Annotated in this window: 11 protein-coding genes; 7 read left to right on the plus strand and 4 right to left on the minus strand. The window is 58.4% G+C overall.

Translation table 11 applies throughout. The features are described 5' to 3' along the window. Positions 1-25 precede the first annotated feature (25 nt). Positions 26-511 carry an Lrp/AsnC family transcriptional regulator gene (locus HDF10_RS08785; protein ID WP_183812502.1) on the plus strand — a complete coding sequence of 162 codons (486 nt, stop codon included), beginning with the start codon at positions 26-28 and terminating at the stop codon, positions 509-511. A gap of 39 nt (positions 512-550) precedes the next feature. On the opposite strand, the gene HDF10_RS08790 is transcribed toward HDF10_RS08785, so the two are convergent. Beyond that, positions 551-1,912 (minus strand): M20/M25/M40 family metallo-hydrolase, encoded by a 1,362-nt coding sequence (locus HDF10_RS08790; protein ID WP_260177733.1) that lies wholly within the window; start codon positions 1,910-1,912, stop codon positions 551-553. Next, entirely contained in the window at positions 1,896-2,159 is a 264-nt protein-coding gene (locus HDF10_RS08795; protein ID WP_183812658.1) for a hypothetical protein, read from the minus strand. Before HDF10_RS08795 ends, HDF10_RS08790 begins: the two co-directional genes overlap by 17 nt. Before the next feature lie 81 nt (positions 2,160-2,240). On the opposite strand from HDF10_RS08795, the gene HDF10_RS08800 reads away from it, so the two are divergent. The 3 genes from HDF10_RS08800 to HDF10_RS08810 all read left to right on the plus strand — a co-directional run bounded on the left by HDF10_RS08800 (position 2,241) and on the right by HDF10_RS08810 (position 7,429). Then, positions 2,241-3,638, plus strand: coding sequence for a multicopper oxidase family protein (locus tag HDF10_RS08800; protein ID WP_183812506.1), 1,398 nt, complete (start codon positions 2,241-2,243; stop codon positions 3,636-3,638). 2 nt (positions 3,639-3,640) lie between these two features. After that, positions 3,641-6,118, plus strand: a complete 2,478-nt coding sequence (locus HDF10_RS08805; protein WP_183812508.1) for a c-type cytochrome — start codon at positions 3,641-3,643, stop codon at positions 6,116-6,118. A gap of 63 nt (positions 6,119-6,181) precedes the next feature. Beyond that, positions 6,182-7,429, plus strand: a complete 1,248-nt coding sequence (locus HDF10_RS08810; RefSeq protein WP_183812510.1) for a nucleoside permease — start codon at positions 6,182-6,184, stop codon at positions 7,427-7,429. A gap of 66 nt (positions 7,430-7,495) precedes the next feature. On the opposite strand, the gene HDF10_RS08815 is transcribed toward HDF10_RS08810, so the two are convergent. Continuing rightward, complete coding sequence (locus tag HDF10_RS08815) at positions 7,496-8,461, minus strand: sugar phosphate isomerase/epimerase family protein (RefSeq protein WP_183812512.1); 966 nt, start codon at positions 8,459-8,461, stop codon at positions 7,496-7,498. Positions 8,462-8,644: 183 nt separating this feature from the next. Then, positions 8,645-10,012, minus strand: coding sequence for a sugar porter family MFS transporter (locus tag HDF10_RS08820; protein ID WP_311732714.1), 1,368 nt, complete (start codon positions 10,010-10,012; stop codon positions 8,645-8,647). Between the two features lie 617 nt (positions 10,013-10,629). Here HDF10_RS08820 and HDF10_RS08825 point away from each other — a divergent pair. The 3 genes from HDF10_RS08825 to HDF10_RS08835 all read left to right on the plus strand — a co-directional run bounded on the left by HDF10_RS08825 (position 10,630) and on the right by HDF10_RS08835 (position 12,389). Next, on the plus strand, positions 10,630-10,833 hold the full coding sequence (locus tag HDF10_RS08825; protein ID WP_020712649.1) for a cold-shock protein: 204 nt from the start codon (positions 10,630-10,632) through the stop codon (positions 10,831-10,833). A 214-nt stretch (positions 10,834-11,047) separates the two neighbouring features. After that, positions 11,048-11,716, plus strand: coding sequence for a hypothetical protein (locus tag HDF10_RS08830; RefSeq protein WP_183812516.1), 669 nt, complete (start codon positions 11,048-11,050; stop codon positions 11,714-11,716). A 79-nt stretch (positions 11,717-11,795) separates the two neighbouring features. Further along, on the plus strand, positions 11,796-12,389 hold the full coding sequence (locus HDF10_RS08835) for a KdsC family phosphatase (RefSeq protein ID WP_260177735.1): 594 nt from the start codon (positions 11,796-11,798) through the stop codon (positions 12,387-12,389). The last annotated feature ends 46 nt before the right edge of the window (positions 12,390-12,435 follow it).

The following is a 12,435-nucleotide window of genomic DNA, read 5'->3' on the forward strand; positions in this document are numbered from 1 at the left end:
ATTGCTAGGAACATAGGAGTAACCCATGGCACAAGACCTCGACCCCATCGACTACAACATCGTCCGCATGCTCGCCGAAGACGCCAGAGCTTCCTACGCCGAGCTAGGCCGCAAGGTAGGCCTCTCCCCCTCCGCCGTCGCCGAGCGAATCCATCAGCTCGAGAGCGCCAAAGTTATTCTCGGGTACCGCGCCCTGCTCGACGAAAAGGCCTTCGGCTACTCCGTCATGGCCTTCATCCGGCTCACCTGCGACAACACCCACTACCGCCCCTTCCTCAAGTTTCTCCCCACCATCGACGCCGTACAGGAGTGCCATCACATCACCGGCGGAGAAGCTTTCCTCATCAAAGTCCGCCTCGCCTCCATCGATCAACTCGAGCCCCTCATCGAACGCCTGCTCCCCTACGGAATGCCTACCACCAGCATGGTTCTCTCCACGCCCGTCTACCGGCAGCAAGAGGCATGGCTGCTCAGGCACGCCGGCTTCCCCGCACGTCCCAGAAAAAAATAAAGAAGTTTCGCAACGAAAAACCTCATCCCCACAACAACCCTAGTGCGAGGTCAGCGCCTTCAGATACAGATACTCAAACTCAACTCCGTTATAGAAATCGACAACGCGAATCCGTTCATCGCGTCCATGAGCACGAACATCATCGCGGTCCACGCCCATGCCCGAGAAACCATAACTCGGGATACCCGCGTTCATCGTGTACACGCTGTCAGAAGCACCAGTCTCCATCTCAGGAATCACCGGTATCCCGGGCCACATAGACTTCACAACAGTGTCAAGCGGACGAAATACCACCGGATCCAGCGGTGGCGGCGCCATCGACTTACGGTCGGAGCCCTTTTCGAACACCTCCCCGGCGTCAGTCACATACTGAACCGTCAGCGTCGGATCAGCAAAGATACGAATCAGCTCCTGGCGAATCTCTTCCTGCGAATGTCCTGGAAAGATGCGGCAGTTCACATTCGCAACCGCGCTTCCGGGCAGTGCATTTGGAGCATGTCCCGCCGACATCATCGTCGCAACGCATGTCGTATGCAGCAGTGAGTTGTAGATCGGGTCCTTCGACAATCGCTGCGCAGCCTCCGCATTCGGCACAGCCCCAGACACAGCCTTCAGATCCTCTGCCAGCTGCCCGTCTTTCGTCTTCGCGCTACTCGCAAAATAAACTCGCGTTACCTCATTCGTCTCTAAAGGAAAAGTTGTTTTCTCCAGCCGCCCAAGCGCATCCGCAACGTGGTAGATCGCATTATCAGGCCGGGGCAGGGAACTGTGCCCGCCAGGGTTCGTCGCCGTCACTCGATAGTCCGCATAAAGCTTCTCCGTCGCTTCAACGTCCATGCTGACAGCTCGACCCTTCTCCAACTCAGGTCCGCCGGCATCTGGATTCAGTGCAAACGCACCATCAATAAGATCGCGATGATTCTTCAGCAGCCAATCCACGCCGTTCGACTTCCCACCCTCTTCGTCAGCGGTCAAAGCAAGAATGATGTCGCGATCAGGAACAAAGCCTTCACGCCGCATCCGTATAAAGCTCTCGACCACCGCAGCATCGCTGTCCTTCATATCCTGTGTTCCGCGGCCGTAAAAATACCCGTCTTTCTCAACAAGCTGAAACGGGTCCGTCGTCCAGTCTGATCGCTTCGCCTCCACCACATCAATATGCCCGATGATCAGAACCGGCTTCAGGGTAGAGCCAGCGCGTCCTCGATACCGCGCCACCATATTGCCCTTCCTGTCATTCGGCCCCATCACCACCACGTCCGACTCCGCAAACCCCGCATCGAGCAGCCGCTTCTTCATTGCATCGGCAGCCACCGTCGTGCTGCCAACCGAGTCCGTCGTATTCGTCTCGATCAACTGCTGAAATATCTCACGCGCGAGAGCCTTATCGGCAACCGGCAATTGGTTCGGCTGCGCAAAAAGGGCGGACGTTAACGCAACAGAAATCAGACAAGCGGTAATCGATCTCAAGGAAGCGATCCTCATACGTCAAATTGAAAAGATGGTCTATATTCGCACGAACATTACATGCGACCCCAAACATTCCATCTTTTACAACAAGGTCCGGCTTACCTGCACCGCAAAAAAAGTCGAAAAAATCCGCATCGGGAAACTCCACCGTCAGGTACTCCCAAGGCTCGGCAAACATCAACCTTCTGGACACGCCGCCACCAAACGCTTATTACTCTAAGACACCACAAGAATCATTCCGACCGCGAAGTGAGTTCTGATGAACCGCAGAAAGTTCCTGGCCGCAACAGGTGCAGCACTAGCAAACGCAGCCATTCCGCAGCGCAGTTGGACAGCGGCAGCGGTCGGACCCGAATCTCGTGCAGCCGATCTTCGCCTGCGCATCGAGCCCTGCACTCTGGACATCGGTCGCGGCGTCCAGATCAACACCGTCGCCTACAACGGCCAGGTCCCCGGCCCTCTGCTCCGTTTCAAAAAAGGCAAGCCGGTTACGATCGACGTCATCAACGCCTCGAAAAACCCTGATCTCGTCCACTGGCACGGCCTCACCACCGATCCCCTGAATGACGGCGCTGTTGAAGAAGGCTCTCCGTTGATCGCACCCGGAGCGACCCTGCGCTATCACCTCACGCCAAACCCCTCAGGCACTCGTTGGTATCACACCCATGCCATGGCCATGGGCGACCTCTCCCTCGCCGCCTACACGGGCCAGTTCGGTTTTATTCTCATCGACGGCGAACCCGACCCAGGGCGTCACGACAAAGAAGTAAATCTCGCCATCCATCACTGGGGACCTCACTTCGTCCCCATGGTCGAAACCATGCGAGCCGAATCGCAGAACATGCCGCAGACCGCAGGCTCCGATGTCGGATACGATCACGCCACCATCAACGCGCACATGCTGGGCACAGGCGAGCCCATCCGCGTCAAACACGGTGAGCGAGTTCTCTTCCGCCTCCTCAACGCAAGCGCGACCGAAAACGCAGTGCTCGCTCTCCCGGGCCATACGTTCAAGGTCGTCGCCATGGACGGCAATCCGGTCCCCACTCCATACTCCGTCGAAGTGCTCTCCCTCGCTGTCGCAGAACGTGTCGATGCCATCGTGGAGATGAACTCCCCAGGCGTCTGGATCCTCGGTTCGACTCTCAAGCAGAGCCGCGACATCGGACTCGGAGTTGTCGTCGAGTACGCCGGCAGATCCGGAGAACCCGTCTGGCGCGACCCACAACCTGCTGAATGGGACTACACCCGATTCGCCGCCAAAGACCCAGTCGCAGATCCGGACGAAACCTTCACCCTCACCTTCCGCGACGCCGGCGCGCTCAACGGTTCGAAGTTCGACACCTGGACCATCAACGGTGACGCATGGCCCAACGTCAAACCGTTGATGGTCAAGCACGGCAAACGCTACCGCATGCTCTTCCGCAACGCCAGCGGCGACCAGCATCCCATCCACCTCCATCGGCACAGCTTTGAAGTCACCAGGATCGACGACCAACACCTCAGCGGACTCATCAAGGACACTGTCAACGTCATGCCGCTCCAAACCGTAGCCGTGGACTTCCTCGCAGACAACCCAGGCGACTCGCTCCTGCACTGCCATCAGCAGCTCCACATGGACTACGGCTTCATGCAGATCATCAAATACACGGACTAGCCATGGGCCAAGTGAAAAGATTAAGTTCAGTCACAGGCAAACTCGCCCCCGTTCTACTCCCTGCCTTCCTCGCAGGCGTCCTCACGTCGACCCTCGCCAGCCGCGAATACACCCTCGCCGCTGCCAGCCCACAGGCGAAGCATGCAGCATCACGCACCGACTGGCCAGTCTACGGCGGTCAAAGCGCAGACGATCACTACTCCGCCCTCCACCAGATCGACCGCACCAACGTCCACAAGCTCAAAGTCGCATGGACCTTCGACACCAAAGAGGCCGGCGGCCTACAGACCAATCCGCTCATCGTCGGCCGCGTTCTCTTCGGCTTCACGCCCACGCAAAAAGTCATAGCGCTCGACGCCGCCACCGGAAAAAATCTCTGGACCTTCAGCACCGGAACCCCCGGCCTCCAACCCACACGCGGCCTCAGCTACTGGACCGACGGAACTCAGAGCATCCTCTTCGCCGGTCTTCTGACCAACCTCTACGCCATCGATCCCGCAACCGGCAAACTCCTTTCCACCTTCGGCGACGGCGGAAAGATCGACCTCCGCAAAGATCTCAACGAAAAAGACGTCACTCAATCCTTCGCCGCCCTCACCACCCCCGGCCTCGTCTACAAAGACATGATCATCGTCGGCTTCCGCGCGCCCGAGACCGAGCCTGCACTGCACGGCGACATCCGCGCCTACGACGTCCACACCGGCAAGCTCCGCTGGATCTTCCACACCATCCCCCTTCCCGGCGAGCCCGGCTACGAGACCTGGCCCAAAGACGCCTGGAAGGTCACCGGTTCCGCCAACAACTGGACCGGCATGGCCCTCGACGAAAAGCGCGGCATCGTCTACGTTCCCACCGGCTCCGCAGTCAACGACTTCTACGGCTTCGACCGCATCGGCGACGACCTCTACGCCAACACCCTCCTCGCCCTCGATGCCAACACCGGCCAACGCCTCTGGCACTTTCAGGGTGTCCACCACGACATATGGGACCGCGACTTCCCCTCACCCCCGTCGCTCGTCACCGTCCGCTCCCACGGCAAACAAATCGACGCCGTAGCCCAAACCACCAAACAGGGTTATCTCTTCCTCTTCGACCGCACCACCGGCAAGCCACTCTTCCCCATCGAAGAGCATGCCTTCCCCGCCACCACTACCCCTGGCGAAAAAGCCTCTCCCACTCAGCCAATCCCGTCTATCCCCGCACCCTACGCCCGCCAGCTCCTCACCGCCGACATGCTCACCACCCGCACCCCCGAAGCCCACGCCTGGGCAGCCGAGCAGTTCAAATCCTTCATCAGCAACGGCCTCTTCGTCCCCTTCGCCGTCGACAAGCAAACCGTAGTCTTCCCCGGCTTCGACGGCGGCGCCGAGTGGGGCGGCTCAGCCGTCGACATCAAGACCGGCGTCATCTACATCAACGCCAACGACATCGTCTGGACCGGCGGCCTCACCGAAAACAAACCAGGCGGCAGCCTCGGCGCCAACGTCTACCAGAGCCAATGCTCCATATGCCACGGCGGCGATCGCAAAGGCAGTCCCCCCGCCTTCCCCTCACTCATCGACGAGCAAAAGCGTCTCTCCGACGCCCAGGTCACCGAGATCATCCACAACGGCAAGGGCCGCATGCCCTCCTTTCCCAACGTCGAAGCCGCTCGCCTCACCGCCGTCCTCGAGTACCTCAAAACCGGGGACACCGGCGGCAGCGCCACAACCCCCGCTCCAAAATCCGCCAACCGCTCGGAGATCGCCGGCGCCAAAATCTACGACAAAAACTGCGCCATCTGCCACGGCGACGACCTCCTCGGCGCACCCTCCAACTACCCCGGCATCCTCGGCGTCCGTCTCCGCCTCACCGACCAGCAGATCCTCGCCAACATCCACAACGGCAAAGGCCGCATGCCGTCCTTCCACAAACTCACCGACGCCGACACCGCCTCCCTCCTTCGCTTCCTCGGCGACAGCGCCTCCCCCATGGTCGAATCCGCCGTCACCGCCAACAACTCCTCCAAAAAAGAAGTAGAGTCCGCCCTCGCCCCACCCGGCGGCCTCGCCAAATACCGCTTCACCGGCTACCGCAAGTTCCTTGACCCCGACGGCTACCCCGCCGTCCAACCCCCCTGGGGCACCCTCAACGCCATCGACCTCAACACCGGCAAATATCTCTGGAAGATCCCCCTCGGCAACTATCCCGAACTCGCCGCGAAGGGCCTCGCAGACACCGGCACCGAAAACTACGGCGGCCCCACCGTCACCGCCAGCGGCATCGTCTTCATCGCCGCCACCAACTTCGACCACACCCTCCGCGCCTTCGACAGCCGCACCGGCACCCTCCTCTGGCAAGGCGACCTCCCCTACGCCGGCAACGCCACCCCCGCCACCTACATGGTCGACGGCCGCCAGTACGTCGTCATCGCCACCAGCAACGCCCGCAACCCCAAGGGCCCCCAGGGAGCAGCCTACGTAGCCTTCGCGTTACCCTAATCCAAGCAGCGCAACAAGCAGCGCAACAAGCAGCAAACAAGAAGGGAACTCAACCACGTGAACATGCAGATCCGTGTACGACTCGGCGCCATGATGTTCCTCGAGTACTTCATCTGGGGAGCCTGGTACGTCACCGTCGGCACTTGGCTCGCCTCCTCCCTCCACTTCACCGGCCAGCAGATCGGCCTCGCCGCCGGCACTACCGCCGTCGGAGCCATGATCGCCCCCTTCTTCGTCGGCCTCATCGCCGACAAGCTCTTCGCCACCCAGCGCGTCCTCGCCGCACTCCATCTCCTCGGCGGCATCCTCCTCTTCCTCGCCTCGCAACAAATTGTCTTCAGCGCCATCTACCCGCTGCTCCTCCTCTACTGCCTCTGCTTCATGCCCACCCTGGCACTGACCAACTCCCTCGCCTTCCGCCAAATGTCCGACCCCAAGCTCGAGTTCGGCCCCATCCGCGTCCTCGGCACCGCCGGTTGGATCACCGCCGGCCTCCTCGTCGGAACCCTCCGTCTCGAAACCACATCACGCCCCTTACAGCTAGCCGCCGCACTCTCAGTCCTGATGGCACTCTACTGCCTCACGCTCCCCGACACCCCGCCTCTCGCCCGCGAAGGCCGCTTCTCTCTCTCCAGCATCTTCCCCCGCGAAGCCATCGCTCTTCTCCGCGAACGCTCCATGGCCGTCTTCGCCATCGCCTCCTTCCTTATCTGCATTCCGCTGCAGTTCTACTACGCCTTCACCAACCTCTTCCTCAACGAATCAGGCGTCCACAACGCCGCAGGCAAGATGACCGGCGGCCAGATGTCCGAGCTCTTCTGCATGCTTCTCATCCCTTGGTTCTTCCGCCGCCTCGGCGTCAAATACATGCTCGTCGCGGGCATGTCCGCATGGGTTCTCCGCTATCTCCTCTTCGCCTTCGGCAACGCCGACAGCAAAGTCTGGATGTTCTGGCTCGGCATCCTTCTCCACGGCATCTGCTACGACTTCTTCTTCGTCACCGGCCAGATCTACATCGACCGCAAAGCCTCTCACGCTTTACGAGCCGCAGCGCAGGGACTCATCACCTTCATCACCTATGGCGCGGGAATGTTCGTAGGTTCGTGGCTCTCAGGAGCAGTCGTAGAGCGATACTCAACAACATCAGCAACCGGAGCGACGGTTCATTCGTGGCCTTCCATCTGGATCGTAGCCGCCTCTGCCTCCGCCGCCGTGCTCATACTCTTCCTCGTCACCTTCAGCGACAAAGAAAAATCACCAGTCACCGCAGTCGAGAGCGCCGGAGCAATCCCACTCGAGGCACCCCTCTAAAAAGGTATACAAGTCACGAAGTGACCGCCCCACGCGCAGTGGGCCCGTCCGGCAGGACACAATCTCTTAAGCCCACCAGGCCTCAACCGGAGCCTCCTTCAACAACACACGCGAAAGCATCGAGATCGCCGAAGACAGTCCTTCATGTGTAGAAGCCAGAGCATCCTCATGTTCAATGCTCATCACGTAGTCATACCCAATCAGCCGCAACGCGGAAGCAATCCTCTTCCACTCCAACTCGCTATGCCCCCACCCAACCGACCGAAACAGCCAAGACCGCTTCGCCATCTCACGATAGCTCTTCGTATCCAGCACGCCATTGACATCCCGCATCGCTCCATGGATCGCCACATCCTTCGCATGAAAATGAAAGATGGCCTCACCCAGCGCAGCAATCGCCGAAGGAATATCGATCCCCTGCCACCACAGATGACTAGGGTCTAAATTAATTCCCACCGAATCACCCACAGCCGCACGCAGACGCAGCACGGTCTCCGGGTTATACACGCAGAATCCAGGATGAGCCTCAAGCGCGATCTTCACTCCGGCATCCTTGGCAACTTGAGCCGCACCCTTCCAATAAGGAATCAGCCGCTCCTCCCACTGCCACGCCAGTGCCTCCGAAAACTCAGGAGGCCAAGCCGCTGTAATCCAGTTCGGCGTTACATCCTGCGCCGATCCACCCGGGCATCCAGAGAATGTAACCACCACAGGAACATGAATCTGCTCAGCCAGCCTCACCGTCTTTCGCAGCAGCTCATCATCGTGCCCTGCAATCTCTTTCTTCGGATGAACCGGGTTCCCATGGCACGACAGCGCACTGATCGTCAGCCCCGCATCCCCCACCTTCGAGCGATACGCGTGCGCCGCCTCTTTACTCGCAAGCAGCGAATCGAGATCAAGATGGCTACTCCCCGGCCACCCGCCCGTCCCAATCTCCAGCGCCTCAATCTGCGGATACTTCTTCAACTCCACCACCAGAGCATCCAGTGACAACCCATTGAATATCGGCGTAAACAACCCTAACCGCATCGATCATCCCCTTCCAAATATGCCCTAGCCCTAACCGTTGCCTTAGCCGTCGTCGTCGTTGCCCTTGTTGTTGCCTGTTCTTTTGTTGTCATCCCGTAGGGATCTGCGGTTGTCCTCGCCTTTGTTCTTGCCGTTGCCTGTCCTTCGTTGTCATCCCAGCAGAAGACCCCACGCACAAAAAAATCAAGCCGCAGGCTTCACCTTCTCATGCAAATGCTTCTGCATCGACTCCAGCGTAAACCCCTTCGTCTCCGGATACACAAACAGCACCACCAGAAACTGCACCACCATCATCGCCGCAAAGAAGAAGAAGGGAATCGACCGGGAATATCGAGCCAGCACCGGAAAGATACTCGCAATCAGCGCATTCGTAATCCAATGCGCCGACGAGCCCAGACTCTGCCCCTTCGACCGAACGCTCGTCGGAAACACCTCGCTGATATAAACCCAGATCACCGCCCCCTGCGAGAACGCGAAGCTGACAATATAAGCAATCAATACCACCAGCAGAAACTGCTGATGCGACTGCGTCTGGAAGATCATCGCAGCAGCCAGAAGGCAAATCCCACAACCCACCGCTCCCACCAGCAGCAGCTTCTTGCGTCCCACCTTATCGATCAGCGAAACCCCCGCCAGCGTCGCCACCAGGTTCATCGCCCCAATCGCCACCGCCTGCAGGTCGCTCGATACCCGGCTGAACCCCGCACTGGCAAAGATATCGTTCAAGTAGTAAAGAATCGCATTGATCCCCGTCAGCTGATTGAACATCCCAATCGAGATCGCAAGAAAGATAGGCAGCCTGTTCTGCGCAGAGAATAACTTCGTGGCCGACTCCAGCCGCTCCTGCCGAATCGACTCGATGATCTCCTGCACCTCCGCCTCAGAGTCAGGCGACCCCATCCGCTGCAGCGTCAGCGTAGCCTCCGCAATCCGGTTCTGTGTAATCAGCCATCGCGAACTCTGCGGAACACTCAGCAGCATGATCAGAAACAGAGCCGCCGGAACAAACGCCACTCCGATCTGCACCCGCCACTCAATGGCTCCCAATCCAAAGTGCGCCACAATCGCATTCGAGAGATACGCCAGCAGAATCCCAACCACCACATTGATCTGAAACAGCCCCACCATCCGCCCGCGCCACTTCGCCGGAGAAAGCTCCGCAATATAAACCGGCCCCAGCACCGACGAGCCGCCAATCCCCAGCCCGCCAAGAAACCGGAAGAACAAAAACATGGTCCAACTACCAGCCAGCGCACACCCAAGAGCCGAGATCACGTACAGCACCGCCATCCATCGCAGAGCCTTCCGGCTGCCCAGCTTCTGGCCCAGCGCACCACTGCCCATCGCCCCAATCACCGTCCCCCACAGCGCAATCGAGACCGTAAAGCCAAGATTCGCCGGCGATAGCTGATACTTGTCCGTCAGCGCATGGGTAATTCCGGCGATCACAGCCGTGTCGAAGCCAAACAGCAGGCCGCCAAGCGCACCAGTGATCGCACTCCTGGCCAGAAGAAATACAGAACTAGATTTTGTGGTCGTCATAAGGACAATGCCTATCCTAGCCTCTGAAACCCGAAAAAGACCAAATCTCGACCGGCCAAATTTCACCCCCAAAGAAAAATCAAAAAATCTTCGCCAAAGTTGGCGTATGAGTTATCTTCACTTCGCTACAATTAAAAGAGGAGATCAGGTAAAAGAGGTCAAAGAGAGATCAGGTCCCAGGGGTTGCCGGCGGCGTGAGCTGCGGCGGCCCCTGGCCTTTAAATGTCCACAACGCACCACGAACTCACCACGAAAGGCCACCAAAACACCACGATGAAGCAGCCCCAACAAGCTCCTCGAAGCCCGAAGACGTATAAATCAAGAGAAATCCACCGCTAACTCAAACAAAGCAAGTATTTTGCACGCAACCCACCTGAATGCAATAGTTTAGCGAAACCAACTGCCGCTAAACCCATGCATCCATTTCACTTATCCCCAAAATACCCGGGGGTGGGAGGGGTACCTCGCACAGCAACGCAAATCCAAAAATCGCAGTCTTGCCCACTTGCAGACCGGTTTCGGCCTCTTTCTGAAGAAACCTGTAACCTTATTGATTGAAATTGGCTCACATCCTGCTACGCTTATAAGTAACGGCGAAATATCGCCTTATGAAAGTAGGACGCATCATGGCAAACGGAACAGTGAAATGGTTTAACGACGCAAAAGGTTTTGGCTTCATCACCCCGGAAGACGGTGGAGAGGATCTCTTCGCGCACTACTCTGCAATTAACTCCAGCGGCTTCAAGTCCCTCCAGGAAGGCCAGCGCGTAACGTTTGACATCACCACTGGCCCCAAGGGCAAGCAGGCTGCAAACATCCAGCCCGCCTAATCCACCCCCTCTCCGCGGAAAAGCTGCAGAACCAGGCAGCCACCTCTGCGTCCAACAAAGTTACAAAAGGGTTGCAATGGCCGCCAGGCGTCCATCGCAACCCTTCGCAACTTGCCCTCCATTCCCCCCGCGCAGCCTGCAACTATCGAGTCATTCTGTACCTCATTGGTAACTGCTAAGTTACCTGCACTGCGACCCAGCAGGAGGTCTCCCCATGACTCGAATGCAGCAAATCTCCCTCCTCGTAGCCCTCACCCCCCCAACAGTCCTCTTCGCCTCCAGCGTCCCTCAGACCATCCTTCCGGATAACGTAATCACCTGCCAGCCCAACGCAAACTGCTTCAGCAAGAAGCTCTACGGTCGCAACTATAAGGTGATAAACTCCCCGCGCTTCACCGTCATGATCTCCGTCTCGCAAGAGGGTCCCTACACCCGCGCTGATGTCAGTATCGCCAACAACACCGTCCTGCCCCAGAATGTGACCCCGGAGGACTTCCGCGTCGAGGTCATCACTCCCAAGCCCAAAGTACTGCTGTATGTTCCACCCAGCGACCTGAAGGACCTTCCTTCCTCAGCCCCGGCCCCGCCGCCGCCCACATCCCCCACCCCCCAGCTTGGCTCCTCCCTGCTCCCCCACCAAACCGCCCCCTTAATCGGGGCGGGCGCCTTACAAGCCCCCGACGTCGACCAATCCGACCCGGAGGCAAAAACTAAAGCGGCCGAGCAGGTCGCAAGCGACCATCCTCTCGAGGCAACGTCTCTTTCTCCTAACGAAGTTGCTCGTGGACGGGTCTACTTCGAGCGTGTAAAACATGAGCAACTCGTCAATGTCGTCCTGCCTATAGCTGGTCTCGTATTCGAATTTCCTTACAACATGAGATAAACGGAGGCCGATCTCTCCCGAAGCGTCTCAGGATAATTGCTGGAAACCTGCGGTCCTCTCTTACGGGGGCCGTCAGACTATGATCAAAGCCATGACCGCCGACGCCCGAGCCAAAAAGATCAAAGTCCTTATCTTCGATGTGGATGGAGTCTTAACCGATGGACAGATCTTCGTCATTCCAAATTCAGAAGGCCACGGTATCGAAGCAAAAGGTTTCTCTGCACACGATGGGCTAGGAATGTCTCTCGGACGTCTCGGCGGCCTCCGCATCGGAATCATCACCAAACGTCAGTCACAGACCGTAGCCATCCGCGCTAAGGACTTGAAGTTAGAGTTCATCTACCAGGGCCAATCTCACAAGATGAACGCGATCAATGAAATCCTTGAGAAGACCGGCTACACGCTCGACCAGCTTGCCTATGTTGGGGACGACATTATCGATCTTCCAGTCATGCGCTGCTGCGGTCTCGCGATTGCCACCGCCAATGCTCGCCAGCAGGTAAAATCAGCGGCTCACTACGTTACCGCGAATACCGGCGGCTTTGGAGCCGGCCGCGATGCCATTGACTTCATCCTCTCGGCCCAGGGCACTCTTGAAAAAGTGATCGAGCAGTATCTTGACGAATCGAGCACTGCTGCTGCCTCTTCCGACGTTGGCACCGGCAATATGTAGATAACAAAGCGGCGAAGAAAGAACGAATAAAAACCGCGCTACAATC

Origin of the sequence: Tunturiibacter empetritectus, assembly GCF_014201375.1 — a bacterium.
GTDB lineage: Bacteria > Acidobacteriota > Terriglobia > Terriglobales > Acidobacteriaceae > Edaphobacter > Edaphobacter lichenicola_D.